25 protein-coding genes are annotated in these 26,368 nt (G+C 38.4%); 14 read left to right on the top strand and 11 right to left on the bottom strand.

Translation table 11 applies throughout. The features are described 5' to 3' along the window. Positions 1–163 precede the first annotated feature (163 nt). The 4 genes from AB1471_RS12790 to AB1471_RS12775 all read right to left on the bottom strand — a co-directional run bounded on the left by AB1471_RS12790 (position 164) and on the right by AB1471_RS12775 (position 4,528). Entirely contained in the window at positions 164–832 is a 669-nt protein-coding gene (locus AB1471_RS12790) for a cupin domain-containing protein (RefSeq protein WP_367780156.1), read from the bottom strand. 126 nt (positions 833–958) lie between these two features. Further along, a complete protein-coding gene (locus tag AB1471_RS12785) occupies positions 959–2,017 on the bottom strand; it encodes a CdaR family transcriptional regulator (protein WP_367780155.1) in 1,059 nt (352 codons plus the stop codon). Positions 2,018–2,040: 23 nt separating this feature from the next. After that, positions 2,041–3,381 (bottom strand): GntP family permease, encoded by a 1,341-nt coding sequence (locus AB1471_RS12780; protein ID WP_367780175.1) that lies wholly within the window; start codon positions 3,379–3,381, stop codon positions 2,041–2,043. 37 nt (positions 3,382–3,418) lie between these two features. Beyond that, positions 3,419–4,528 carry a glycerate kinase gene (locus AB1471_RS12775; RefSeq protein WP_367780154.1) on the bottom strand — a complete coding sequence of 370 codons (1,110 nt, stop codon included), beginning with the start codon at positions 4,526–4,528 and terminating at the stop codon, positions 3,419–3,421. A 352-nt stretch (positions 4,529–4,880) separates the two neighbouring features. Here AB1471_RS12775 and AB1471_RS12770 point away from each other — a divergent pair, with 352 nt between their 5' ends. Beyond that, positions 4,881–5,513, top strand: coding sequence for an HAD family hydrolase (locus AB1471_RS12770; RefSeq protein ID WP_367780153.1), 633 nt, complete (start codon positions 4,881–4,883; stop codon positions 5,511–5,513). A gap of 41 nt (positions 5,514–5,554) precedes the next feature. After that, the gene (locus tag AB1471_RS12765) at positions 5,555–6,226 is read left to right on the top strand and encodes a Dph6-related ATP pyrophosphatase (protein ID WP_367780152.1); all 672 of its coding nucleotides are present in this window, start codon (positions 5,555–5,557) and stop codon (positions 6,224–6,226) included. 27 nt (positions 6,227–6,253) lie between these two features. Here AB1471_RS12765 and AB1471_RS12760 read toward each other — a convergent pair whose 3' ends face one another. After that, positions 6,254–6,805, bottom strand: coding sequence for a M15 family metallopeptidase (locus tag AB1471_RS12760; protein ID WP_437342369.1), 552 nt, complete (start codon positions 6,803–6,805; stop codon positions 6,254–6,256). 309 nt (positions 6,806–7,114) lie between these two features. Here AB1471_RS12760 and AB1471_RS12755 point away from each other — a divergent pair, with 309 nt between their 5' ends. Continuing rightward, a complete protein-coding gene (locus AB1471_RS12755; protein WP_367780151.1) occupies positions 7,115–8,041 on the top strand; it encodes an AEC family transporter in 927 nt (308 codons plus the stop codon). 360 nt (positions 8,042–8,401) lie between these two features. Further along, positions 8,402–9,433, top strand: a complete 1,032-nt coding sequence (locus tag AB1471_RS12750) for a lactonase family protein (RefSeq protein ID WP_367780173.1) — start codon at positions 8,402–8,404, stop codon at positions 9,431–9,433. A gap of 157 nt (positions 9,434–9,590) precedes the next feature. Here the strand turns inward: AB1471_RS12750 and AB1471_RS12745 are convergent, their stop codons facing one another. The 4 genes from AB1471_RS12745 to AB1471_RS12730 all read right to left on the bottom strand — a co-directional run bounded on the left by AB1471_RS12745 (position 9,591) and on the right by AB1471_RS12730 (position 13,499). Continuing rightward, positions 9,591–11,390 (bottom strand): S8 family peptidase, encoded by a 1,800-nt coding sequence (locus tag AB1471_RS12745; RefSeq protein WP_367780150.1) that lies wholly within the window; start codon positions 11,388–11,390, stop codon positions 9,591–9,593. A 217-nt stretch (positions 11,391–11,607) separates the two neighbouring features. After that, complete coding sequence (locus AB1471_RS12740; protein WP_367780149.1) at positions 11,608–11,904, bottom strand: TIGR04104 family putative zinc finger protein; 297 nt, start codon at positions 11,902–11,904, stop codon at positions 11,608–11,610. Between the two features lie 318 nt (positions 11,905–12,222). Continuing rightward, positions 12,223–12,756 (bottom strand): helix-turn-helix domain-containing protein, encoded by a 534-nt coding sequence (locus AB1471_RS12735; protein ID WP_367780148.1) that lies wholly within the window; start codon positions 12,754–12,756, stop codon positions 12,223–12,225. Positions 12,757–13,313: 557 nt separating this feature from the next. Beyond that, positions 13,314–13,499 (bottom strand): hypothetical protein, encoded by a 186-nt coding sequence (locus AB1471_RS12730; RefSeq protein ID WP_367780147.1) that lies wholly within the window; start codon positions 13,497–13,499, stop codon positions 13,314–13,316. A 323-nt stretch (positions 13,500–13,822) separates the two neighbouring features. Between AB1471_RS12730 and AB1471_RS12725 the strand changes: the two genes are divergently transcribed. From AB1471_RS12725 to AB1471_RS12695, 7 genes are all read left to right on the top strand, one after another. Beyond that, complete coding sequence (locus tag AB1471_RS12725) at positions 13,823–15,541, top strand: thiamine pyrophosphate-binding protein (protein WP_367780146.1); 1,719 nt, start codon at positions 13,823–13,825, stop codon at positions 15,539–15,541. A gap of 224 nt (positions 15,542–15,765) precedes the next feature. Next, positions 15,766–16,470, top strand: a complete 705-nt coding sequence (locus AB1471_RS12720) for an aspartate/glutamate racemase family protein (RefSeq protein WP_367780145.1) — start codon at positions 15,766–15,768, stop codon at positions 16,468–16,470. Between the two features lie 177 nt (positions 16,471–16,647). Then, positions 16,648–17,817, top strand: coding sequence for an NAD(P)/FAD-dependent oxidoreductase (locus AB1471_RS12715; protein WP_367780144.1), 1,170 nt, complete (start codon positions 16,648–16,650; stop codon positions 17,815–17,817). Positions 17,818–17,834: 17 nt separating this feature from the next. After that, the gene (locus AB1471_RS12710; protein ID WP_367780143.1) at positions 17,835–18,149 is read left to right on the top strand and encodes a (2Fe-2S)-binding protein; all 315 of its coding nucleotides are present in this window, start codon (positions 17,835–17,837) and stop codon (positions 18,147–18,149) included. Positions 18,150–18,151: 2 nt separating this feature from the next. After that, positions 18,152–19,378 carry an NAD(P)/FAD-dependent oxidoreductase gene (locus AB1471_RS12705; RefSeq protein WP_367780142.1) on the top strand — a complete coding sequence of 409 codons (1,227 nt, stop codon included), beginning with the start codon at positions 18,152–18,154 and terminating at the stop codon, positions 19,376–19,378. Further along, complete coding sequence (locus AB1471_RS12700; RefSeq protein ID WP_367780141.1) at positions 19,375–19,623, top strand: (2Fe-2S)-binding protein; 249 nt, start codon at positions 19,375–19,377, stop codon at positions 19,621–19,623. Before AB1471_RS12705 ends, AB1471_RS12700 begins: the two co-directional genes overlap by 4 nt. 78 nt (positions 19,624–19,701) lie before the next feature. After that, positions 19,702–20,958 (top strand): dicarboxylate/amino acid:cation symporter, encoded by a 1,257-nt coding sequence (locus tag AB1471_RS12695; RefSeq protein ID WP_367780140.1) that lies wholly within the window; start codon positions 19,702–19,704, stop codon positions 20,956–20,958. A 155-nt stretch (positions 20,959–21,113) separates the two neighbouring features. Here the strand turns inward: AB1471_RS12695 and AB1471_RS12690 are convergent, their stop codons facing one another. Next, a complete protein-coding gene (locus AB1471_RS12690; RefSeq protein ID WP_367780139.1) occupies positions 21,114–22,316 on the bottom strand; it encodes an MFS transporter in 1,203 nt (400 codons plus the stop codon). A 510-nt stretch (positions 22,317–22,826) separates the two neighbouring features. Between AB1471_RS12690 and AB1471_RS12685 the strand changes: the two genes are divergently transcribed. From AB1471_RS12685 to AB1471_RS12675, 3 genes are all read left to right on the top strand, one after another. After that, a complete protein-coding gene (locus AB1471_RS12685) occupies positions 22,827–23,210 on the top strand; it encodes a hypothetical protein (protein ID WP_367780138.1) in 384 nt (127 codons plus the stop codon). A 206-nt stretch (positions 23,211–23,416) separates the two neighbouring features. Then, the gene (locus AB1471_RS12680; RefSeq protein ID WP_367780137.1) at positions 23,417–23,674 is read left to right on the top strand and encodes a GNAT family N-acetyltransferase; all 258 of its coding nucleotides are present in this window, start codon (positions 23,417–23,419) and stop codon (positions 23,672–23,674) included. Between the two features lie 236 nt (positions 23,675–23,910). After that, complete coding sequence (locus AB1471_RS12675; protein WP_367780136.1) at positions 23,911–24,843, top strand: manganese-dependent inorganic pyrophosphatase; 933 nt, start codon at positions 23,911–23,913, stop codon at positions 24,841–24,843. A gap of 646 nt (positions 24,844–25,489) precedes the next feature. Here AB1471_RS12675 and AB1471_RS12670 read toward each other — a convergent pair. Next, positions 25,490–26,269 carry a class I SAM-dependent methyltransferase gene (locus AB1471_RS12670; protein ID WP_367780135.1) on the bottom strand — a complete coding sequence of 260 codons (780 nt, stop codon included), beginning with the start codon at positions 26,267–26,269 and terminating at the stop codon, positions 25,490–25,492. Positions 26,270–26,368: the final 99 nt, after the last annotated feature.

Here is a 26,368-nt window from a genome sequence, read left to right as displayed (position 1 = left end):
AAACCTGTATTAGATGGAACTGATTTGGAAGATGATGGTATAAACCTTACTAATACTTCTGGTGGCGTGTTGGTGAAAAATTTTATTATTCGAAATTTTGGTTTATCTCACTTTTTCTATCCCAACAGCTTGATATTATCTTCATCTGGGGGAGGTTCACTTATTAGTATTGATAGCCATAATTATAATTAGGGTGAGAATAATGAGGTGCGTTTTGTGACATAGGGTTTGAGTACCTTGGCATATTGGAATGAGAAGCGTTAGAATAACCTTGTTTCTTTTGATGATTTTTTTCTACACACTCATCAGTTGGTCCGATAACAATCGTTTCATTTTTTAATGGAGCAAGAGTTCTTCTTAATTTTTCAGGGTCCAAACAATAGGTATGTGCAAGGACTTCTATTGGTGTTTTTGTAAGAATATCAGATCCGAAAATATATTCTGGATACGGGGCATCGAAAATAGCAAGTAAATGGGTATGATCTTCTGAGGCGATTTGCCAATGCCACCAGCCTTGAGGTATATTTGCCACTTGGCCAGGAGTAATAGGAATATTCGTCACTTCATTATTGAAAGGATTAATTAAGGAAACTACTGCCGATCCTGAAATACAATAAACAATCTCAGCAGCATTTTGATGATAATGTGGTTCAACTACACGACCCTGACTTAAATAAATATCAAGTAATGACACCTCTCCAAGTGTGTTTAGAACATCTCTACCTAACCGGTTAACAAAGTTTTGTGAGTTACGGGTAATTAATCTATTTTTATTAACATCGGAAAAATATTGGACATTGGGACTAGTGTAATCCATGTATGATGCTGGCATCTACTTCCATCTCCCTTCTTTAAGAAATTCAATATACAATGATGTATAGTATGAAATAAAACTAATTTAGTGACTACGCCCATATCGGAACTGCACCTACATAATCATCGCATCTGCACTCATTTCCTACGATCGTTCGATTTGCTCATAAAGATTCAAAGCACTTATTAACCGAAAACAATCTTTCGCTTTTTTAGGATCGAGGTCTGTTAAGGACTTGATTTTATCCAAATGAGCAACAACCGTCGCACGTTGAATCAAGAGTGCTGAAGCTGTTTTAGAAATATTTAAATCAAAATCAAAGAAAGCCTTCAGCGTAACAATTAAAACTGAATAGTCAAGAAGATTGGCGAGTGTGTTTCTAAGAAAGAGTTTTTTAAGGAATGGATCCGTATGTCCGAGTAAGCTATCAACATCTAATACGGAAGGCGTGTTGAAAAAACGGTTCGTTCTTTTTCCAATTAGAAGGAGTGTTTTACATAGCTCGTAATGTTCTTTGTATTCATGTAGATCAATCAACTCCGTACTGGAAGAAAAATAGACCTGTTCTTCATTGGCCAATTGAGTAAAAGAATGAACGGGATGATTCACTAACATGATTCCTTCATTTAATTGCGTCTGTGCAATGACTATACAAGAAGGGGCGTTGCTCAAAAAACGGGTGATTTTGTCGAGTTCTTTGGGGGATGCACAGGAAAAAACCATTAAATAAAGCTTTTGTTTAAGAGGCAAGGATAAGAGCTCTGTTCGAGATAAAGCTTGTTCAATCGTCATTTTCTCTGAGAACAAATCTATGAAAAAATAATCTTGTGCTCTTTTTTGACGTTCAAGCTCTTGTAATAATACTTGCTGCTTGAGAAAAAGTTCAATATGCGACTTTACCATTGTTGCGAAGGGACGCACTTCATTTACCTCACCGGTAATGCCCACTACGCCAAGGAGCGTATGATTAACGATGATCGGCATGTTGATCCCTTTTTGAGCCCCGAGCAATGACTCATCTGTCACTTCAAAGGTTTGCTTTGTTTCAAGCACGACAAGAGCGCCTTGATGAAGCTGATCAAGGCGCTTAGCATCTCCACTGGCGATGATTCTGCCTGCGTGGTCAAAAATATTTATATTATAAGGTATGATGGCCATCGTTTCTAATACGATCTTTCTAGCGATTGTTGGTGTGAATAACATGGTACTCATCCTTTTTATCTTACCTATGCTAATAGTAAGTAAAGGATAAACGTAGTTGTAAACGCTGTCAATCCCTGGACAAGTGTTGCCATTGTTTGAGCCTTGTATGCATCGGTTACTTCCATTCCGCTAAGTTGAGTGACAACCCAGAAGTAGCTATCATTCACATGTGATACCGTCATTGCTCCTGCTCCAATCGCTATAACCGTTAAGGCAAGTTGCAATGGTGATTCAACCCCTAGTGATGGCAAGAGTGGTGCGATCAAAGCAGATGTCACAACAAGTGCCGCAGTGGAAGAGCCTTGGGCTGTTTTTAACGCTGCCGCAATTAAAAATGGTATCAGCAGAACAAATGCACCATTGAAACTACTTGCTGTTACAAAGCCTTCAATAAAGTCAGATAGTGGTGTATTGGTAAGGACACGACCAAATGATCCACCTGCTGCAGTGATTAATAAAATAGGGGCAGCGGCTTTCAAGCCTTCTCCAACCCATCCATTTAATGTCGTTTCATTAAAAGCAGGAAGAAGTAAGAAACTAAACAATACACCTACAAAAAGGGCAACCATAGGAGCACCTAGGAAAGTAAAGAAAGTACTGCCAAATCCATCATATTGTGTGATTGAAATGATAGAAGAAATGGCAATTAAGCCAATGGGAGCTAAAATGGGTGCGAAAGCTTTCCAAGTGGGAGGAAGCTCGCCAAACTCTTTTAGCACATCATCATATGAAATATTATGCTCTTCACCGACAATTTTAATTTTTGAAGCGACACGTGTGGCCCAAAAATAGCCAGCTGCAATGGTTGGGATTGCAACAATGAAACCGACAAAAATGATCGTTCCTAGATACCCTTCAGCGCCAATATTACCAGCTGCGGCAATCGGACCAGGTGTAGGAGGAACGAGAGTATGGGTGGCATAAAGACCTGTTGATAAAGCGACAGCCATAGATGCTAACGCGACATTTGCCCGACGAGCCATGGCTTTTTTCAGACTTGATAATATCACATATCCTGAATCACAAAAGACAGGAATACTGACGATTGCTCCAATAAGTGACATCGCGAGCTGAGGACGTGTATCACCAATTCTTCGAATAATGACTTCAGCCATTTTAAGTGCAGCTCCAGATTTTTCAAGAATTGTACCGATGATTGTTCCAGCTACGATGACGATCCCAATACCGCTCATTAAACCGCCAAAACCACTGTTGATTGACTCCACAATCATATCGAACGGCATTAGAGCCATAAATCCAGCTAGGAAAGAAGCGAACATTAAAGCTAGAAAGGGGTGGAGGTGTAGCTTAGCAGTTGCAAAAATAATGGATAAGACAGAAAGAATCAGTACAAAAATTAACATTGGACCTTCTAACATCTACAAACACTCCTTCTATTTACTAAATTAATAGTGCGACTAATTTAGCTATTTCTTTACTCCTAGCTTCAGTTAGAAAAGCGGCATGTTCCATTGCATAGTTTAAAGTACATGGGCCATACATAATTGAAAACGATGCTGAAAATAAATCATCAACTGCATCCATCTCTGTATCCAAGCTTCCAGAAATCAAAATGACTGGTTTATTTGATTCCTTTGCTTGTGACGCCACAAAATGTGGAACCTTGCCAAAAGCCGTTTGGAAATCTGTTTTCCCTTCGCCTGTTATGATGAGATCAGCCTTTTTTATTGCTTCAGGCAGCATCAGAGCTTCAGCAATGACCTTTGCGCCTTGTTCAAACCGTCCACCAATGGATAATAAAGCAAACCCGAGTCCACCAGCGGCCCCAGCACCTGGTTGATCGATCAAATGGGAAGCAAGTCGTTCACCATAGTTAGAAAGAGCTTGATCAAGAGTCTCTACTTGATTGGCTAGAACGCCTTTTTGAGGTCCAAAAACGGCAGTTGCTCCTTGAGGTCCCGTTAATCCGTTATTTACGTCAGATGCAATTAAAATATCAACCTCTGACAAACGAGGGTCGAGTGTAGAAATATCAATTGATTCAATAGTAGCAAGGTCTTGTGCACGTATATCTGATAGTTTGGTAGAACCCTTCCAAAAATGAACGCCTAATGCTTCAAGCATGCCAGCACCACCGTCATTGGTGGCACTACCACCTAACCCAACAATGATCTTTTTACACCCTTGATCCAGCGCGTGAGAGATCATTTCGCCCACTCCGAAGGTCGTGCTCATATGAGGTGATAGTTGATCAACGGAGTAGTCAGTTAGTCCAACAATCGAAGCTGTTTCAATGATCGCTTGTTCCTTGTGAATCAAGACGGATGCTTCCTTGTTTTGTCCGTAAGCATTGCGAACAGTATGGTGTTGTATGGGAACTTGTTTTTTATAGGAAAATGATTGCAGCGTGCCTTCACCACCGTCAGCCATTGGGAAAACCGAAAAGACAGCGTTTTCAAAAATCGCTTCAAAACCTCGTTGCATGGCCTCAGCAGCCTCAGTTGCACATAAGCTTCCTTTGAATGAATCAGGCGCAATGACAATATTCATCTAGGCCACTCCTTTCTATTGTGTATTATTGTAACAAGCTCAAATCCTACACACGATAACCAAAGTGACTACATTTAACTAGTTTTTTTCTGAAAAAATGATCAATTTGATTGGTGATTCTTCAAACTTCGCGGAATGGACAATAACCCTGACTATAAGGTAGTGGTTTTTACAGAGGATTGAAAGCAAATTTCAAACGATCTTTCATTTTAAATATCTTTAATTTTTAATTCTTTCATTAATATGTCATAATAAAAGGAATACTCTGAAACTATTGTTTCGAATTCATTGTAAACCGGATCAAGCGATAAAAGCACCACAGAATTGCATATCAAGAGGAGGAGGGGGCTACATGGCTTTATTAATATTAGATTTAGACGGGACGTTAGTGGATTCAACGGACTATGATACAGAGGCGATTCATTTAGCGATAGAGGGTATGCCTCATATTGAAGAACCTACAAGAGAATTGGTTCAATCCGCTTATGGGTTAGCGAATGGAGACTATTGGGCAAAGGTTGCTCCGGGTGCTTCGGCTCAAGATATAACAAGGATTCGTTCGAGAAGAAGCACATTTTTAGATCAATTAGTAAAAGGAAATGATCTTTTGTTCCCGGGTGTTCGTGAAACACTAGCTAAACTAAAAGAACAAGGACACATCTTAACAACAGCATCAAATTGTGGTATTCATTATTTGAATATGATGCTAGATTCACAAAATATTCGTCATTATTTCACCCATCCAATTTGTCTTGGGACAATCAATGGAGAAAAGAAGGCAGACATTTTGACAGCTCACTTTGATCATCATTTCCTTAAGGAAAATGTTTATATGATTGGTGATCGATATTCTGATATAGAAGCTGCACGAGAACATAATATCCCATCTGTAATTTGTACCTATGGTTTTGGTGACCAAGAGGAATGGCAAAAAGCTGACTATAAAATTGATAAGGTTGAAGATCTACTTTGTCTGATAAAATAATGAAAGACAGCTTCATATTTTTATTTGAAAAGGATGATTAGATGATTGATCAACAGCCATTTTTTAGTTCTTGGAGTGGTGGCAAAGATTCGACGTTGGCATTTTTCAAAGCATGTCAACAAGGTGGTCATCCTGTAAAACTCGTAACCATGTTTGAAGAAAACGAAGAGCGCTCAAGATCTCATGCGCTACCTATTGAGGTGCTAGAGGCTCAAGCAGAAGCGATTGGTGTACCACTTATCATAAAGGGAGCGTCGTGGGATCAGTATGAAAATGCTTTTTTAGAGGTGCTTCAGGGTTTGAAAAGAGAGGGCATTACACATGGTGTCTTTGGTGATATTGATCTTGAGCCACATTTGGAATGGGTTGAAACTACTTGCTCTAAAGTAGCGATCACTCCATATCATCCTCTGTGGAAAATGGAGAGACGAGCGGTCCTGGATGAACTTTTATTACATGGGTTTGAGTGTGTCATTATTGTGGTGAAGGATGAAAAACTTCCCCAATCATTTCTTGGAAAAACGCTCTCCAAAAAAGTAATAGAAGAAATCGAACAATTCGATATTGATGCATGTGGTGAAGAAGGTGAATTTCATACCGTAGTTGTAAACGGTCCGAATTTTAGTAAACGTATTCCACTACACTTTGAAGGCATTCATGCGGAAAGTGGATATTCATTTTTAAAGGTTAAGCTTAATGAAGATGAAAAATAAAAAAGGAGCAATTACGCTCCTTTTCCATCACTCCTCAAGATCAGGTCGTTCCCCCCGCTGTAGTTCATGTATGGATAGCCCAAACCTCATTTCAAAATGAGGGTAATCTTTAAAACCGGGCCAATCGCCTCCCCACGAAAATCCAAGTTCTTTTGCAATCTCGACGACTTCCATCCAATCGGATTGATTGTTGTCGTTCCCGTCGTACTCCATATCCCAAATAATGCTTCCATCATTCGTTCTAAGAGCAAAATCGATCGCTAATCCAAAGTTATGATAGGATTCTCCACCTTCTGCATAAGTGACAATATTCCCCTCGGTGGTTCTTCCAATGGCATAGAGGGCATCCTGTTCTTCTACTGATCGGAATCCCTCTGTGATGACAACGGTTATTCCAAGTGAAGCAGCTTGTTCGATTAGTTCATCTTGTTTTTCTTGGACAATCGGGTGAAGGTCTGTTGGTATTGGAACGTTTTGTAATTCTTCACGCCGGTCCTTTTCATGATCAATCCATATACCAAGTCCTATGAGGACCAAAAAAATAATGAAAATGGCTGTGAAATTTCTTGTCTTGGACAAATGTGTTTGCACCTCAAATGTTTACTTTTGACATAGTTTGAACGGGCGTATTTAGTCCTGATGTTAAACCGATCCTTTAACAAGGACCGAAAAATGTCCACATATCCTTTAATCTTAGACTATCACATGAACAATACAGAGGGAATTAATTGGTTACTCTTACATCTGTATTCCCATTTAAAAAGATAAAAAACCTTCAATTTAAAATATACTTTCAAGATCAGTTTTCCTTTAATTAAGATCAATCTAGACAATGCCGCACTGATGAAGTACGATTGAAAAAATTGTTTCTTGAAAGGGTCTTTGCCTATGGACATACAAATCGTCCTATCCACCATTAGCGTAATGGGGATTATGATCGCGATCGGTACATTTTTTGCCTATCGTGTAGATGTGACGAGGGAAGTAAAATATACCCTCATTTTAATTATTTTGAACGTAGCCGTACCAGCTGTTATTTTAAATGGGGTCTTTAGCGTAGAGATGACGGGACAAACTTTATCACTCGCTGCGATGGTATTTGGCATTTCACTTGCCTATCATCTACTGGCCCTTGGCATGGTCGGTTTGTTTGCGAGAATTTTCCGTTTTAAGTCTACTTTTGCTGTTAAGATGATGATCCTTGGCGCTCTAGGTAATACTGGATTTATTGGAATACCTTTAGCCGCAACAATTTTTGGTGCTGAGGGAGGATTTTTAGCTGCAATATTTGATGCTGGTCTAAGTGTTATCGTGTACACAGTCGTTTTATACATACTTCAAATTGAAGGTAAGTTTCAATTCCGACAACTAAAAGCAGTGATCAACATTCCAATTATGGCTATCCTGCTTGGGATATTGGTTGCTGTCACTGGCTTCGAACCTCCACAAATGGTCATTCAACTTACGAGCATGCTAGCTGGGTTAGCAGCTCCAATGGCGATGTTGTATGTCGGAATGTTGCTACCGCCATTGTTCAAGAAAAAAAGAAAAGTGTTTTTTCCAGAGGTATGGTTTCCGCTATCATTTCGTCTGCTTGTCATCCCATTAACTGTAATGGTTATATTTAATGTTTTTTCATTCGATGGTTGGATTGCAAATATGATTGTTCTTCAAACAGCTATGCCAACTGCTATGGTCATCGCGGTTTTATTTTCACGCTACACGGAAGAAGAAGACACGGCTGTTGTGACGATTTTTTCTTCAACCTTACTTAGTTTAGCTACGATTCCACTCATTGCTTTTTTAATGACTTGAAGACGCCACCTCTAAACGAAGTGTAGCTGGGGAAGAACCGTCCTTTTTGTTTTTTGAAGTAATTAAATATAGAATGTTAACTATAAATTGATTATAATGAAAATAGAAACAAATGTTCGTGGTTATCGTCAGAATCATCGTTTCATTCTTTTAGAGACGGTTCAAGACGAAACGTGTGTAGCAGAAGGTTTATGGCCAATATTTGTTGTTCTTCTGTTGGAGCGATTCGAAATATAACGTTTTTTCTTCCAGAAGTCGCTAAGTGGAGTAGTTCAAGAATTAGGCGTTTTACAATGATTTATATTGGTACATAGTTAAATGAAGAGTTCTAGAAGGGAGCAAACAAAATTGACGAAAACAATGTTCACTGGTTACATAGGAACATATACAAAAGGTACGAGCGAAGGAGTCTATTCTTTTACACTAGATACAGAAAAGGGAGAACTTGCCCGAGCTGAGGTAGCCGCTCCATTGATTAACCCAACATACGTAACGATTAGTGATAATGAACGCTTTGCCTATGCAGTTTCTCCAGGAGGTCTAACTGCTTATGAGGTGAATAAAGTGACAGGTGAATTAACGCTCATCAACAGCATATCAAATAAAGAGAGTTCGCCATGTCATGTGAGCATCGACCCTACCAATCAATATGCAGCAGCTGCGTATTACCATGATGGTACTGTAGTGCTATATAAAGTGGACCCAGATACAGGGAGGCTGTTGGAACAGTTATCAGTTGCACAACAGGTTGGGAATGGGCCTAATAAAGATCGTCAAGAAGCACCACATATGCACTTTAGCGGTTTTACACCAGACGGAAAATTTCTAGTAGGCGTTGACCTTGGAACAGACGAAATCGTGACATATGAATATAAAGAAGGAAATCTAAATGATGTACAACGTCGAGCAACACCTCCTGGTTCAGGACCAAGACATGTAGCCTTCCACCCTCAAGGCCTTCATGCCTATGCTATGACTGAACTTAGTAATGAAGTATTGGTACTTCGTTATAATGAAGTGAATGGTTCATTTGACATAATTAAATCAATCACAGCTATACCTGATGATTTTAAGGACAATAGCCAAGGAAGTGCCATCCACATTTCGTCAGATGGTCGCTTTGTTTACGCCGGGAACAGAGGCCACGATTCAATTGTCGTATATAAAGTTGATCAGGTGACAAACGAGCTTGAGCTAGTAGAATATGCTAATACAGGCGGAAACTGGCCGCGTGACTTTGTCCTAGATCCAAGTGAGAAATTCCTTATTGCAACAAATCAAGAAAGTGGTAACGTGGTGTTATTTAAACGAGATGCCGAGACAGGTAAGCTCACTGAGACGGATTCAGTGATTCAAGTTCCAGATCCTGTTTGTGTGAAGTTCTTAAAGTAAAGGTTTTAGTATAGACAAAAACGCTTGGAGGAATCCAAGCGTTTTTATCAATTATTTTTACATTCGTTCTGTGCAACAAAAGCATGAAGAAAGACTACCACATCGGCTCATCATTGTTACTCAGTTTATATAGGAATGACATCAAAATATATGAAACTTACTTTTCTTTAAGCAGCAAATCGGGTTGACCAACATCATTGTTCTCTGAGTCCTCAACCATTGCTGTTACCGCTGCTATGGCTGCTCTAGCGTCTATCCGTCCATGACCATATCTGTTGTCCCATTCTTCTCCAACTGGGTGATGATATCTTGCCGTCTCCTCTAGTATATTACGTATCTGATCTATGGTAAGCGTTAGGCCATGAGCTTTAGCTTCTGATAGCATCAGCGCGATGACACCTGTTACTGCCGGCGCTGCCATACTAGTTCCTGACATTCCAATGGTTTTGTCGAGTGTACGAGAAGACGCAGCTTGCACTCCAATTGGCGGACTCCCACCTGGCGCACTTATTTCGGGCTTTTGGCGGCCGTCACGTGTTGGTCCAGCACTCGAAAAAAATGAAATAGGGGTATCAGAAGATTTAGCATCATACGAGCCAACCACAATGCTCTTATGTCCACAGCAAACGGAACCCAACGTATGTGTGTTGTCATTCGGCGGCGCAAATTTGGACTGTACTCCACGCAGGTGATTATCTCGCTCAATCCATGCATGGAACTTTCCATTTGTCACCCTAACTCCATGAAGGCGAATGGTCCAGGTACCCGGAGATACACGCCTTTCAAGAGGGTAAAAAACCATAGCTACATTGTCCCCATTGTCATCATCATGTTGAACTTGGGTAGCGTAAATCTTCTGATTTAAAAAATTCTCTTTAAGTCCTATATTGCAGATACTCTCGTTTTCCGGGTTTATAATCTCAAGGTGGAACTCATCTTTACCGTCGTACCATACTTCAAGTTCGTTACGCGTGAAGTCCCCCTCTGACATATCCCAATGTAGATCGATGTAACCTCCTTGTGGTATAGAACCAGTGGCGTGGATGTTATCATCATAGGAATTACCAGCTGCGATGACTACTGCCCTATTAGGTTTATCAATGATCAAACCGTCGATTCCTTGCTCAACGAGTGAAGTTCCATCATGGGAACCACCATTTGTTCCAAGGCTAATGTTAACCACGCAAGGCTGATCTCCCGCTTGTTCGAAAATAAACTTAATGGCTTCAAGAAGATTGCTGGAGTCGCCGAAATTACCTAAATCACCGTCGGCAATATCCCAGTAAAAAGGTTCGACAAAAATTAAGTCTGCATTGGAGGCTACACCCTTCACACGGGTACCAAGTCCATTTCCAGCAGCAATATCCATTACATGAGTACCGTGTGCCCGAGTATTAACATTGTACCCTAGGGTGTTATAGGGATTATCAGTCTGGAGAGATTCATTGATTTCCTCTTTACTGTAGACCTTGTCATTTCTCTGATCAAAAAGAGCAAGCAATCTAGTCGAACCATCGTCTCGACGAAAATTCTTATGAACGAAATCGCAACCATGATCAACTATTCCAACGATTACTCCTTTCCCTCCTTCAATTTCAGCTCCAATAAGAGGGGGTACGTCAATTTCTTTATTGGTATCTTTAAGTAACGGTTTTAACGGTTGAGCTCCCTTTAAGCTCAGCACGACTGGCGATTGTCGAACTTTCTCCAATTCAGACACGGAGACTTTTGCTGTTACGATTCGCCCAGACTTATCCGGCGCTATAGTGATATCGTTTTCGTGGTGAACACCGGGGATAGCACAAAAGATATCAATATCCGTAATTTTGGCGATAACTGAAATTAGCTTTTCCTCTTTAACGGATTCATCTAAGGTGTTGAGTTCTCTCTGCTGACTTTTTACAATGGCTTTTTGCAGGCGCGGATCAAGGTTTGTAGGGATTTTTTCTGTTGTCATTTTCATCCTCCTCCATAATCTCTTGTTCAAAAAAGTAAACTGATTTTCCTAAGCTATAGGTAATCGGATTTTTTGATGCAAGCAAACGCTTAGTGTAAAACGTTAGTCAATTAAAGGAGTTGCAATTAAATGGAGACATAGAAAAGCTCTTGGGGGCCAAATCAATTATTTTCACATTCGTTCTGTGCAACAAAAGCATCAGGAAGTTGAAGAGGGACTACCACATCGGTTCATCATTGGTACTCAGTTTAAATAGAAATGGCATCAAAATAAGCACTAAAATATATGAAACGAATTCTAAAGCCAAGATGTTACCGATGGATACACTAAATGATACTAGTGGTAACCAAAGCATGGGGATAAATGCAAAAAGACTTAATAGGTTTCTTGATTTTTTTGAAATGTATTGAGGTGACTCACAGGAGGGACATCTTAACTTTCTTTTAAACGAAAAAATTTTTACAAAAGCTTCTTTCCATCTCCACTTGTAGCTACAATTTTGACAGATTGGCATATTAAACCAACTCCCTTAAATATACTCTACCAAAATTTTAACAAAAATCATATTATTATTTGGTGTTTTTTTCAAAAGAGTGACTGATACATAGACGATGAACGAAGACCAAAAGTGGTGTGCATCAAAGTGTTCATGAGAATGGGATGGAGAAATGAGCACAATAATCAGCATTCGGTTTTGAGGTACCTAAAAAAGAGCTTTCGCTAGCCTCGTGCTTATGACTAGACTAAACGAAGGAATGTATGCACGTTGATGCCAAGAGACATGAGAGGGTGCGATGGCATAATAAAGTAATAACTTGTATTTAGTTCCAGATTAGTGAGAGTACACATACAAAAGTTTTACTGGTTCTGAGGTACGATTAAACCAAGTATGAGGTTTAGAAGAATCTATATGGAAACTATCCCCGTTTTCGAGCTCTGTTTCTGTTTCCCCGATAAGCACAGTTAGAGTACCTTCTAAAACATATACAAATTCTTGTCCACCATGGGTGTTGATTGTAACATTCTCTTTATCCGGAAGTAATATAACGAACATGGGTTCAAATACTGGATTTGAGACATTTCCTGAAAGACTTTGATAAGTAAAATTTGATTTCCGAAAATTTATTTCACTTTCATTTTTACTACGAAATATCTCAGTGGGTTGATATTGTTCTGTAAAGAAATAGCTTCGACTTACCCCTAGAGCATCAGAGATTTTGGAAAGAGATTGCAAAGTTATGCTTGATTTGGATAGTTCTACTTGAGACAAGAAACTAATAGAAAGGCCTGTTTTTTCAGAAACCTGCTTTAATGTCATTTTTCTCTCAATTCGAAGCTGTTTGATCAAATCCCCTATTTTATCCATATACATTCCCCCTTTTTAGCCATTTCTATAAATCTTATATCGTACAAATTCTATGACAAAATTTGTTTTCATACCGAGATTTTCGTAATATTGTTGATAATTCTATTATTCAATTATTTCAATTATTTAAATTATACTTCATTTTTGTTCTTGATCAACTTATTTATATATTTTCTCTAAATGAATCGAGGTCATAATAGTGTTTATAAAAAATAAGGAGGAAGAAAATACTGAAGGGGAACGATGCGAAATCGGTGTTTTGTACGAATTAATTTTTATGAGAATAAAATACAATAGAGTTAATAAAATTGAAGTAGTACTTTAAAATTAAGTGTAAAAATTCCGAAAATTCATTGAAATTAAATAATATATGTTGTAAAATAATCCTGAAAATATATTTCATGTCACGTCTGTTGATTAACCCAAAGAAGCTCTTATTTTAACCGGTAAAAGAATCCATCCAAATCATTCCCCCACGCTAATGGCAGTGTGTTATGCAAGAAACATCGAAAAAAAGACCGGAACAACTGAGGTCGATCGACTTTTTCTTCACAGGATCAAATAGTGTTTGATCCATGGGAAAAACGATTCGATGTCCCTTCTGGATCTGTTCTTATCGTCAACGTTTCTGCTGAAACATCTTTTAATTTGTCGCGACGTCCATCACGTGCCCATACCAATCCAATAAGGGAAAGGACATGAAATCGATGCTTTGTTAGAAACTGTACCTTTCCAAGCTGCACATGAAGTCCTTTCCACCGTTGATCTGTTTTTTCCACTCAATGAATACGAACGGTGAATGTCCCGCAATCGAGTGACAAACAGTTGTTATTTCTTCTTGATGACCTCTTACGAAAATATAGTCCTTGTTTGCGAGTGAAATGCTCGATAGTCCAATGACCAGAATAGAAGTTCTTTTTTACGGTAATCAACAGACGTGCTTTAATGTGTTTTCTTATAAGAAAGGTTGTAATTAAGATTAAAAGTTTGTTAGAGAATAGTATACGGAAAATGATAGTTACTCTTCAAGATGTGAATTTTTGTTACAAAGAAAGGGGTTTTTGTAATGAGATCTGCTGATGCTATTGTTAAATTATTAATTGAAAATGATGTGGAAGTTATCTTTGGTGTGCCTGGTGATACTAGTATGTGTTTTCATGATGCATTATCTAACCATAGCGATCAAATAAAACATATTGTTTGCCGTGATGAACGTCATGCCGCCTATATGGCTGATACTTATGCGAGAGTAACTGGAAAACCGGGGGTAGTCGATGTACCTAGTGGTGGAGGGATATTGTATGCCGTTCCAGGGATAAGTGAAGCCAATTCTTCCTCTATCCCTTTAATCTGTTTTTCATCTGATATTTCCATGGCTAGTGAGGAAACTGGAGCGTTAACAGAATTAAAACAAGAAGAATTAACAAAGTCGATTACGAAATGGAATACTCGAATAAAATTAGCCTCGAATATTCCACAATTAATAAGAAAGGCATTTAGAATGGCTACTGGAGGTAGACCAGGAGCTGTACATATATCGATTCCTGAAAATATTCTTGAAGAGGACCATGATTTTCCTTTTTTAGGGGAAAGCAGAAGAGAGACTTCATTCAAAAGTTTTCCTAACCAGATAGATGTTGAAAAAGTATATAAAATGTTAACAACAGCTTCACGCCCAGTGATTCTTGCGGGTGGAGGTGTTCACCTATCTGCGGCGTATGATGAACTTGAGCATTTCTCTAATAAATATACAGTGCCTGTTGCAACATCTATTAATGGGAAAGGAAGTCTAGCAGAAACTTCTCCGCATGCAATTGGGGTGATTGGCGTAAATGGAGCATCAGATGAAACAAATAGCATAATGAAGAATGCTGACTTTGTTCTAGTGTTAGGATCCAAATTAAATAATGTTACAACAATGAACAAAGGTATTTTTAGTCATTCTCCTAAAGTTATCCAAGTTGATATTAGTGAAGAAATGTTGGATTTAAATATACGGGCTGATGTAGCAATTATGTGTGACATCAAGTCTTTTTTAGCAACCCTTGACTCAGAAATTTTGAAAAATAATATAGATGTCACTCAGAAATTTCAAGAGTGGAATATTTGGTATCAAGATGCAATCAAAGAAAAGTTTTCAAGAGTGGTAACCGAAGTAGAAAAAGAAACGAATAATGTAAATCCAGCAAGGGTCATAGACCTTTTAGATAAGAATACGGATGAGAATTCAATTTTTGTGATTGATGCTGGAACACAAACTCCTTACATGGCTTCCAACTTCAAAATAAAAAAAGCAGGTAGAAAAACTGTATTCGATCGAGGCCATGGAAACTTAGGATATGCTTTGTCGGCTTCCATCGGAGCTAAAGTTGCAAATCCGAAGTCAAAAGTATTCTCGATGTTTGGTGACGGGAGTTTTGCGATGTCAGTTGGTGAATTAGAAACAGCGAAAAGACTTGGTCTACCAATCGTTTTTATGATTTTCCAGAACAATAGTTATGGGTGGATAAAAAAGCTTCAACAGTTATACTTTGAAGAACGATATATAGCGGTTGATTTTGACAAAATTGACGCTGCTAAAATCGCTGAAGGGTTCGGTTTGAAGAGTCTTAAAATAGATCGTAATGATAAGTTGGAAGAAGGCTTGAAATGGGCAATGGAACAGGTGTCACCTGTATTTTTAGATATTCATATTGATCCGATTACAGATATAGTTCCCCCAGTAACTAATTGGAGACATGATAGTAAGATCGATCCGAAAGATAGAGTTGCATTGACATATTAATTCTGAGAAACACAACATATTTTTTGGAGATAAAAAGCGATTCTCCCTAAAGTTGTTGTAAATATCATTGGGGTTTAACCATTTTAAAAACGATCTTGTTAAGGCTATGAAAATTGCTTTATCAGGATCGTTCTGTTTTCTTGTTTTCTGTTTTATTGAGTTTATGGGTAATAAACTTGTTATTCAACCGTGTGAAAATGTGCAAAACTAAGGGAGGAATAGTATTGACTGTCATAAAAGGTGGCTATGTGACTTACGGTGAAAAAATAGGAATATTGATGCTGGATACCGTATTCCCAAGAATACATGGCGATATGGGGAATGCAAGTACCTTTCCTTTTCCTGTTAAATATAAAGTGGTTAATGATGCTTCAGTAGTTAGAGTTGTAAAAGAAGGAGATGTTACATTAATAGAGCCGTTCATAAAAGCGGCTAAGGAATTGGAGGAACAAGGAGTACAAGCGATAACAACATGCTGTGGCTTTTTGGCACTCTTTCAAAAACAAATTCAAACAGAAGTGAATGTGCCTTTTTATTCATCCAGTCTTATGCAAATTCCTTTTGTCTATAACTTAATTGGACAAAAAGGAAAAATTGGCGTATTGACAGCTAGAAAGGAAACACTGACTTTTAAACATTTCGAGGGTGCGGGAGTGAAGGACATTCCGTTAGCAATTGAAGGGATGGATGATATGAGTGAGTTTAACCGTTCCATAATAGAAGGGAATGAAGTAATGGATGTTAAACAAGTAGAACAAGAAGTTCTTCAACAAGCAAAGGCACTGATTGAGAACCATCACGATATAAGAGCAATAGTGCTTGAATGTACAAACTTGACCCCTTATATAGAGGATATAAAAAGAGTTACCCAACTTCCCGTTTTCGATATCCTTACATTGACTAAGTACGTACACAACGCTCTTCGTTAACTACACTTATAATTTGTAAGCGTTATCAACTTAGTGATCATTTGTTCATGAAATAGCAAGAAGACTTCCCAAAAATTTTTAATATAAATAACAATTAGGGACGCTTTTGTATAGGTATTTATTTCTATCAAAATTTTATAGGATTGAAAGTTTACTATTTACAGGGAGGTATAATAAGTGAACTATAGTGTGATCGTCGTCGGTGGTGGAATTATTGGAACATCAACAGCTTATTATTTATCCAAATTAGGAGCGGACGTTACCTTATTAGAAGGTAAAGATATTGCTTCAGGTACATCTGGATCCTGTGATCAAGCGATTATGTTGCAATCAAAGAAACCTGGACCGATTCTCGACCTAGGGATTGAAAGTTCAAAGATTTATGCAGAGCTTGAAAATGAATTGGTATGTGATCTGGAATATAAAAAAGAGGGTGGAATGATTTTAATCGAAACGGAAGAGGAAATGGAAATGATGTCAACGCTTGTTGCTCAGCAGCAAGAAGCGGGTATGGACGTGAAGTTATTATCTAAGAAAGAAGCTCAACAACGACAACCTGGCTTATCTGAAAATATATTAGGGTCCACATGGTGGGACCATGATGCGAAGGTAAATCCGCTAAACGTTTCCTTGAACATGGCAAAAGCAGCTGAAAAATTAGGCGCCAGCATTCGTCTAGGAGTTAAGGTTACCAGTCTCATTACTGAACGTAATCGTGTTTTAGGGGTTGAAGTTTCTGGGGAAAAACTATACGCCGATGCAATTATATTAGCACTTGGTGTCTGGACTCCTTATCTGCTAAAGCCATTGGGAATAGATCTACCAATTATTCCGCGACGTGGTCAGATTTTGGTCACAGAGAAAATTCCTTCTTTTATCCATTCTACTGTATTGAATGCCGCTTATATTGCAGCTAAAAAGGGAAATGGTACTGATTCCATCGATCCCAACAATCCTGCTGGAGTTGGCCTAGTGATTGGACAAACGTACAGCGGGAATCTTTTAATTGGTGGATCCCGTGAATTTGTTGGTTTCGATTTTAGAACGACACCCGAAGTAATTAGTGCGATTGGAAAAGGGGCCGTACGAGTTTTTCCTGAGCTAGAAAATGTAAGGGTTTTACGTACTTTTGCAGGGCTTCGTCCTTACACACCGGATGGAATGCCTATTATGGGACCAGTAGAAGGTTTTTCAGGTTTATACCTCTCAGCAGGTCATGAAGGTGATGGGATTGCCCTTGCTCCTGCAACAGGGAAAGTGATGGCCCAAGTTGCATGTGGACTTGATCCTGGTTTTGATATAAGTCATTTTTCGCTGAATCGTTTTAGAAAAACATCCGTTGTATGAGAGGGAGTGAATAAGCATTGTGTGCATCTTATCGTCTGGAGTTTTCGGAAGAATCAAAAAATGAAAAAGAGGTGCCGTTCTACTTTAATGGAAAACAACTGATTGGTAATGAATATGAGCCAATAGCTGCCGCATTATTAGCTAATGGAATAAGGGCTCTACGACTCTGTGATACTACAGGTGAGTATCGAGGAGTTTTTTGTGGGATCGGTCACTGTTATGAATGTAGAGCTGAAGTTGATGGAATACCCAATGTCCGCACATGCCTAACTCCGCTTACCGAAGGAACAAAGGTATCTTCAGTTCCAACTTGGCAGATAGGGGTGAAGTGAAAATGAACGTAGATGTATCCATTATTGGTGCAGGTCCAGCTGGTCTTGCTGCCTCAATAGAAATAGCTAAAAGTGGTTTGTCAGTTGCTGTCATAGATGAATATTTTCGTCCAGGAGGGAGGCTACTCGGCCAACTTTATGATGACCCAAAAGCTCCTCCAAATGAAAAACAATGGGATGGAAAAAAAGTTGCTCAAGGGTTAGTGGAACAGGCAAAGGTATTGGGGGTTCACATTTTTTGTGGTGTTACAGCTTGGACTGTAAATAAGGGGTGGCATATTAAACTAACTGGGGCAAAAGAAAAGTCTTTGACTTCACAAGTGTTGTTGTTGGCTACAGGTGCAGCAGAGAGGGCATTACCTATGCCAGGATGGACACTACCAGGTGTATTCAGCATTGGTGCGGCTCAAACATTTACTAATGTTCATCATGTAGCAGTAGGTCAGAGGGTAATGGTCGTTGGTACAGATCCGCTTGCTTTATCTGTAGTAATGGAAATGAAGCAGGCTGGCATTGATGTGGTAGGAGTTGCTTTACCTCCTAAATCACCAATAAGCAGTGATTTTTCCTCCCCAATCAATAGTGTTGGTCGCCTGGCAGAAGTGGCGGATCTTGCTCCCAACCCTCTTCTTCGGACAATGGGAAGGCTTGCATCAGGGAAATTAAGAAAACTGGCGGCGCATGCTTTGCATTTCAACTTACTGAGAATTGAAGGAATACCCGTACATATGCGTAAAGCAGTAGTAAGTATCGAAGGTAAAAATAATGTAGAGGGCGTTATCATGCAATCTGTTACTGTGAATGGTGATCCCAAAGGTAGCGTTAAACAGGTGGAGGTCGATGCAGTCTGTCTCTCTGCTGGGTTATACCCCTTAATAGATATTGCTCAAGTAGCAGGCTGTCCACTTGTAGATATACCGGAACTAGGAGGACTTATTCCAGTGCATGGGCCTAACTTACGGACCCCTGTGGAAAGCCTATTTGTTGCAGGGAATATAACAGGGATTGAAGGTGCAAAGGTCGCGATAGCACAAGGAAAACTCGCAGCAGTATCCATCGCTCAATCACTTGGTAAGAAAACCTTCATGTCTGAGGAACAGGCTATAAAAGAAGTAACACTGGCACGTGAACAGTCTCCTATCCGATTTCTTCCCCATATTGAGGAAGGGCGAGATAAAATGAATTCCCATTGGAAAAAAATACAAAAGGAGAAGGGGAAGATATCATGAAAGACTTCATCATCTGTCGCTGTGAGAGTGTTTGTTTATCAGATATCAAAAAGTCTATATATGAAGGTGCTACATCCATCCCTGGTGTAAAGAAACGCACTCGAGCTAGTATGGGACCTTGTCAAGGTCGTGTTTGCCAGCAAATCATTCGTGATATTTTAGTGTCTGAAATAGGACAATCTGCGAAATCAAGCTTTCAGCGTTCTCAATCACCTGTTCGTCCCACATTACTAAAAGATATATAGATACATAATGGAAAGAGGTGTTCAGAAAGGGTAGTCTAGTTACCCCATTGATAAATCATTTGAAGGAGGCAATTTCGAATGGGGAGAGTCGGAAAAGTCGGTTTTCTTACACAGATATTGATCGCTTTTGTTGTCGCTGTCATTGCAGGTATCATTTTTGGACCTAGCGTTAAAATTGTCCAGCCACTTGGGGACTTATTCTTACGCCTGATTACATTTCTTATTGTACCTTTGATTTTATCTACTTTGGTAGTAGGAATAGCAAGCACTGGAAGCATGAAAACGCTAGGAAGAATGGGCGGGAAAACAATTATTTATTATTTTAGTACAACGATCGTTGCCGTTCTTATCGGTTTAGCTATCGGTACCTTATTTTCACCCGGTTCAGGAATCAATATTACCCCTACTGGAGATGTGCCTAACGTGACGGATTCAGGAGGTATTATTAACATTCTATTAAATATTGTTCCAACCAATCCAATTGCTAGCTTAGCAGATGGTGATATTTTGCAAACGATATTCATTGCAATATTTATCGGTCTAGGAATTACAATGGCTGGTGAAAAAGCACAACCTGTATACCGTTTATTTGAAGGGTTTGCGGAGGTCATGTATAAAATAACGGGTGTTGTTATGAAAATTGTTCCACTTGGCATTTTCGGCTTGTTGGCTCCGATTATTGGAGAGTATGGTCTTTCTGTTATAATCCCCTTGGGTAAGTTGTTTTTGGCTGTTGCAACCGCATGTATTATTCATATCGTTGTAGTCTATTCTATTTCTGTCAAAACACTAGGGAAAACGAGTCCGCTTAAATTTTTTAAAGGAATTGCCCCTGCGGCTCTAGTAGCTTTCAGTACACAAAGCAGTTCTGGTACGTTGCCAATTACGATAAAAGATTCAGAAGATCATTTTGGCATATCAAAAAAGGTCACAGGTTTCGTTTTGCCGTTAGGCGCGACTATTAATATGGACGGGCAATCTATTTATCTGAGTATAGCAGCTCTGTTTACTGCACAATTTTACGGAATTGACTTAACTGTTTCACAAATATTAATTATTGTTTTAATTTCTTCTCTAGGATCAATTGGAACCGCCGGGGTGCCGGGTGCTGGTATAATTATGCTATCACTAGTCCTAACTTCTGTTAATTTGCCTTTAGAAGGCATCGCACTGATTGCAGGAATCGATCGTTTTCTCAACATGTTTAGTACCGCTACGAATGTTATGGGAGATGTTTCCGCTGCTCTTTATGTGAACGCTTCTGAAAATGAAAAAGATCGAAATCAAGAACCCGAAATGGAAATGGTCTTGAATAATAAAACATCTAATTTTTGAACAGTGCATTAGTCAATAATAAACGCCTAGTAATTAGTCCTTTTAAGCACTTATCTCCTTTGTGAGAAAAAGATCTCAATAAAAACACCTCCGATAAATGTACTTGTTTAGAGTGTAACATTTACGAAGGTGTTTTATTTTTATGATCTTTTATTTTACAACTGGTCTACCTCGACTTGTAGCATTTTTTTAGATTGTTTTTTTTGCCATGTCATAGAAACAAAGATCGTAATGGACAGAATGATGAGTCCGAGTACAAATGGATAGGTGATTTTTACATCGAATAAGAGACCAGCGAGTGTTGGTCCAAGTACGTTGCCGATACTCATGTAAGTATTATTCATCCCCATTGCAAACCCTTGTTCATTCCCTGCAAGTTTGGATACGAGCGTGGTAAGAACAGGTCGTAAAATGGAAGTCGCCAAAAATATAAGTAGCGTGACGCAAAAAAATAGGGCATAGCTTGAGGCGAATAATGATAATAAAAAGCCAAACGCCGCCACTCCAAGAAAGATATTCAAAACAGATCCTTCTCCGAGTCTTCGTACAAGTTTATCGACAACAAAAAGTTGTACAATGACGCTAATAACTCCAGTAGATGTAATCATTATGGCGATTTCTTGTGGAGTTGCTCCGAATTGATTATCTACGAAAATTCCGATCACCGATTCATATGACATTAATCCAAAACTCATAATTAGTGTAATGACTAGTGGAATAAAATATGGCTTGTGAACTGATTTTGCTAGTTTTTTAACTAAAGGATCTGGTTCTTCATCCTGCATTAGATTCTCTTCACGTTCACTGCTTTCTTTTAACACGATAACTGAAAAAATAACGGAAGCTAACGATACCAATGCAGAAACAAGGAGGGGAACTTTTAAGCCAAACTCAGCTAAAAATCCTCCAATACCAGGACCAACAACAATTCCTAGTGACATAGCCGCTGAAATAAAACTGTTCCCCTTCGCACGTTGTTCCATTGAGGTAATGTCTGCAACATAGGCGAAAATTGCAGGAATCACAAGTGCTGCACCGATTCCACCAATCACACGAGATCCATATAAGACCCAAATAGAATCAGATAAATAAAAGATAAACATGGAAAGTGTTAAACCGCTTAAACCAGCGATGATCATTATTCGTCGTCCATATTGATCTGCCCATTTCCCTGAAATAGGAGACATGATAAGCTGTGCACCGGCAAATATTGCGATGATCAATCCAGCTGCTGTTCCACCTTCACCAATTGAATGGAGATAAGCAGGTAAAATCGGAATAATAATCCCAAAACTGCCGACAGCAATAAAAATATTAATCATTAAAATAAGCATTTTTTTCCTTTGTTCTGATGACACGATCTATTCCTTCTTCCTAACATACAAAACAATGTAGTTTGCATGGTTAACTTTTTGACATGCTAAACATGTTATACACATTTATAGAACGTGTCAATGAACATAGAGCGCATGGAAGAAAGTTCATGATGATTTCGTCAAAATCGTTTTTTATCTTTCCACGATGCAAGTTGAATTCGAAAGTATTGTTCGATAATAAGTAAGGGAAGACAATAATTTTCTGAAAAAACACAAAATTATAATGAATAAGATAAACAAAGAGCTGATTCTTGTAATTTATCAACTATTATTTTATAATTTTTTAAAAGAGTCTATACATTATTATTTTTCTATAAATATAGAAAAATTAATCAATTGAAAAATTTAAAGATTCTATATATTTTTATTTATTAGAAATCAATTTCCGGTTGACGATGCTTCTCATAAATATTTGTATAAATAGTGTGAGTTAGAAAGTCAATTGTGGATTTACATAAGTAAGGTGCCACCGCAAGAAAGGGGATGAAATCAATGAGAATTACAATCGATTTGTCTGTCGTACACGTGAAACCTCGTTTGAAATCACATCTATCGAATGTTATTCATTTTATAGATTCGGATGATAATCGGTTTATATGGACAACTGCTGTAGATAAAAAGCTCCAGGTTGGTCAGAAGATTGAAGCGCAAGTTAGTGCGAATGAAGAATTATATGATGAAGATGGAAAGTATGTTCGAATTAGTCATGTTGCTATTATTGATCAAATTGATCAACTTAGACCTTCAACTTATGCAGAAAAGCCTTTTAATATAATGGATCGACCAGCCGAGAACAAGGTAAAGAGCGTTGTCCCAGATGAGCAATTACTAAGTGATATTGAAAAAACTTTGATGCTTTTGAAAAAACAACAATAAGAGACAACGTTTATGTCAAAAGGAGCAACCGGTGTAACATCGGTTGCTCCTTTTTCTAAAGTGAAGTACATAAACTGAGCTTCTACTTTTACCACCAACTCAAAGGTGGGGGCATCTATTACATGTATATAAGTCTAAGCTAAGCAATAGAAGTAGATGACAATGGAATTTTGAGCTTTTTTTAGAAAATGTAAAAGACGTCTTTGATGTTTCTAGTTGAACGTGTTCCTAACGTTCTTCCATTAGTAGTTGTAAGTCCGAATTATAGAAAAAAAGGTATAGCATCGAAACTTATTACAGAAGTCGAAACTCAGTGTAAAACACAGAAGGTCTTTACAAGCACAAATCAATCTAACTATCTAATGAAGAAACTATGTAGGAGGTTAGGTTATAACGAGTGTGGGCTAATTGAAGGCTTAGATGAATCGGATCCGGAAATTTTTTTTATGAAAAATAGGATCTAATAGAAGGGGGGAGGGAGTATCATCAATTCGCGATAACAGTGGGATTTGAATTAGAATTTCCGAGTGGAAAAACTACTAGAACATAGTCAAGTATACTTACGAATCGTATTTATGGAATTTCGATATAATTCATGCTACAAGAATGACGCCGAAATTGGTAAGATAGAGAAAGAGAAAAACGTCCTCGAACACTCTTTGGACTTTTTCATTAAATATTAAACACAAGGAGTAGAAGCATGGAAAAAATACTTGTTTTTGGACACAAGAATCCTGATACAGATACGATCACATCAGCTATTGCGTATGCATATTTAAAAAATGAAATAGGTGTAGTAGCTGAACCGGTACGTCTTGGTGAAATAAATGGTGAAACACAATATGTGCTTGAGCACTTTAATGTAGAGGCGCCTCGATTGATCGAGAAAGCTGGAGATGAAGTAGACAAAGTTATTCTAGTTGATCATAACGAACGCCAACAAAGCGTTAATGACATTGAAGATGTACGCATTATGGAAGTCATTGATCATCATCGTATTTCAAACTTTGAAACGAGCGAGCCAGTGTATTTCAGAGCTGAACCAGTTGGGTGTACAGCAACAATTCTTAAAAAACTATACAAAGAAAATAATGTTGCCATTCCTAAAGGCATGGCCGGTTTAATGCTGTCTGCTATTATTTCAGATTCACTATTGTTTAAGTCACCAACCTGTACAGAAGAAGACATCCAAGCAGCACGTGAACTTGCCGAGCTTGCGGAAGTTGATGTAGAGGAATATGGACTTGCTATGCTTAAAGCGGGTGCTGATTTAAGTGAGAAAACAATTGCACAGCTTATTTCCTTAGATTCAAAAGTATTTGAAATGGGCGATCATCGTGTGGAAATTGCACAAGTAAATGCGATTGACCCAGCTGATGTCCTGTCATTGCAACAAGATATTGAAGGCATGCTCGATCTTGTGATTGCTGAGAAAAAGCTATCTGTTTTTATCCTTGCTGTGACAGATATATTGAATAGCAACTCAACGATCATCGTTCGCGGGGCGCAATCAAGTGCGGTAGAGAAAGCATATAACCTCTCACTCGAAAACAATACTGCGCTTTTAGAAGGTGTAGTATCAAGAAAAAAACAAATTGTACCAATCTTAACGGAAACGTTTAAAGAATTGTAACCGTGATATCCTACCTCTCCTACTTTGCTAGGAGAGGTTTTTTGTCGAGAGGGATCATTTCCTAGGAAATAATATGATTTTAGGTAGTTAACGATCTACGCCTCTTAATTGTATTGTGTGAAGTGTTGCTTTTGGAAATACTTTTTATTTACCATTCTCCTGCTCTCATCAAATTCGATAATTCGACTAAACACTTCTTTGGTGCTTCCTTTTGCACCTATATACTTAATTTGATTTTCCTTTTGGAAGGTATTCTTGGAGTTTCGATTTATCGCTATCTAAGCAACATTTTTTTATATCTATCACTACTTATTGCAATTATAGGTGTTTTTTATGGAGGTGTATGGCTTTATATTATATGGCCAGTTTCTATTATTTTAGGAACCTTGTTCATGGCTTATAAAGATCGAAAGACGAAGAAAATATATTTGTGGATAGGATTAGTAATAGTAACAACAATAATATTACTCTATGGTCTAAACAAATAATTGAGTAGGAGGGAGTGATTAACTTCCGTCCTCTCACACCACAGTACATACCTCTCGGGATGACTGTGTTGAACATAGTAAGTTAAGTGCTAAGAGGTTGTTCCCTCTTAAGTGAACGTGAAAACATCTTATTAAAATAGATAAATAAGAGCAGCGCATCACGAGCTACTCTTTTTTTTACACATGACCATCCATTGATCAATTGAAAAAGACTGTAAACGACCTTTTTCTTCTTTAAACTCGAAATATTGTTTTTCTTCTTTCTGAGCTCTTTTGAAAAAGTGAGTGACAGCTTGAACCTGACTTTGGTCTTCTGCTGTTCGATTTACCCAATTGTGAAAAGGTAGTGTCTTTTTCGTTCGTTGTTCTCTTACAATCTCTAATTGATTTCTCTCAATAAGCCCAATCCAATCTTTTACCGAAAGAGCCTTTGAGTGGCTTGGATCACGCATTTCTTCAAAGGTGTTCATAAACTCATCGAGCGCTGGGATAGCAGGGGCAACATTATCGATCAATATAAATGTGCCATCAGGTTTTAGTACACGATGAACTTCTTCAATGAATAACGCAGGGTTTGGAAAGTGATGAGCAGCAATTCTGCAAGTAACGATATCAAATGAATCATTTAAGAAGGGGATGTTTTCAGCATCAGCAACAACATAATAAACGTTTTTGTAGTCTGTTAAAAAATGTGATGTGTTTTGAAGCATTTCTTTTGTAAGGTCAGTTGCAAAAACAGTGGCTAACGTTGGAGCTAGACGTTTTACTACATTCCCGCCCCCAGTCGCAAGGTCTAGGGCAACTGCACGTGAAGAAGGCTGAAGCCAATCAATTAACTGCTCAAGGTCTTCACCGCTAGCGTGCGTTTTACTTGTGGCATAAGCGTCAGCGTTTTTAGAAAAAATGGTTTTCACTTGATTTTTCTTATCATGATTCATAATTTACACCTCCTAAAAGATTCTCTTCTAGTTTAGAGGAATATTGTTCATAAGAAAATTATAATTTTTTTCAGTTCTAACATAAGTAAAACTTATTGA

Origin of the sequence: Jeotgalibacillus marinus, from assembly GCF_040801915.1 — a bacterium.
Lineage (GTDB): Bacteria > Bacillota > Bacilli > Bacillales > Jeotgalibacillaceae > Jeotgalibacillus > Jeotgalibacillus marinus.
This window is presented reverse-complemented; position numbering and strand designations above follow the sequence as displayed.

Bases quoted from the DNA above. Each gene is read 5' to 3' on its own strand.
- AB1471_RS12790 (WP_367780156.1), bottom strand. From the start codon at position 832: ATGCCAGCATCATACATGGATTACACTAGTCCCAATGTCCAATATTTT.
- AB1471_RS12785 (WP_367780155.1), bottom strand. From the start codon at position 2,017: ATGTTATTCACACCAACAATCGCTAGAAAGATCGTATTAGAAACGATG.
- AB1471_RS12780 (WP_367780175.1), bottom strand. From the start codon at position 3,381: ATGTTAATTTTTGTACTGATTCTTTCTGTCTTATCCATTATTTTTGCA.
- AB1471_RS12775 (WP_367780154.1), bottom strand. From the start codon at position 4,528: ATGAATATTGTCATTGCGCCTGATTCATTCAAAGGAAGCTTATGTGCA.
- AB1471_RS12770 (WP_367780153.1), top strand. From the start codon at position 4,881: ATGGCTTTATTAATATTAGATTTAGACGGGACGTTAGTGGATTCAACG.
- AB1471_RS12765 (WP_367780152.1), top strand. From the start codon at position 5,555: ATGATTGATCAACAGCCATTTTTTAGTTCTTGGAGTGGTGGCAAAGAT.
- AB1471_RS12755 (WP_367780151.1), top strand. From the start codon at position 7,115: ATGGACATACAAATCGTCCTATCCACCATTAGCGTAATGGGGATTATG.
- AB1471_RS12750 (WP_367780173.1), top strand. From the start codon at position 8,402: ATGTTCACTGGTTACATAGGAACATATACAAAAGGTACGAGCGAAGGA.
- AB1471_RS12745 (WP_367780150.1), bottom strand. From the start codon at position 11,390: ATGACAACAGAAAAAATCCCTACAAACCTTGATCCGCGCCTGCAAAAA.
- AB1471_RS12740 (WP_367780149.1), bottom strand. From the start codon at position 11,904: ATGCCAATCTGTCAAAATTGTAGCTACAAGTGGAGATGGAAAGAAGCT.
- AB1471_RS12735 (WP_367780148.1), bottom strand. From the start codon at position 12,756: ATGGATAAAATAGGGGATTTGATCAAACAGCTTCGAATTGAGAGAAAA.
- AB1471_RS12725 (WP_367780146.1), top strand. From the start codon at position 13,823: ATGAGATCTGCTGATGCTATTGTTAAATTATTAATTGAAAATGATGTG.
- AB1471_RS12705 (WP_367780142.1), top strand. From the start codon at position 18,152: ATGAACGTAGATGTATCCATTATTGGTGCAGGTCCAGCTGGTCTTGCT.
- AB1471_RS12700 (WP_367780141.1), top strand. From the start codon at position 19,375: ATGAAAGACTTCATCATCTGTCGCTGTGAGAGTGTTTGTTTATCAGAT.
- AB1471_RS12695 (WP_367780140.1), top strand. From the start codon at position 19,702: ATGGGGAGAGTCGGAAAAGTCGGTTTTCTTACACAGATATTGATCGCT.
- AB1471_RS12685 (WP_367780138.1), top strand. From the start codon at position 22,827: ATGAGAATTACAATCGATTTGTCTGTCGTACACGTGAAACCTCGTTTG.
- AB1471_RS12680 (WP_367780137.1), top strand. From the start codon at position 23,417: ATGTTTCTAGTTGAACGTGTTCCTAACGTTCTTCCATTAGTAGTTGTA.
- AB1471_RS12675 (WP_367780136.1), top strand. From the start codon at position 23,911: ATGGAAAAAATACTTGTTTTTGGACACAAGAATCCTGATACAGATACG.
- AB1471_RS12670 (WP_367780135.1), bottom strand. From the start codon at position 26,269: ATGAATCATGATAAGAAAAATCAAGTGAAAACCATTTTTTCTAAAAAC.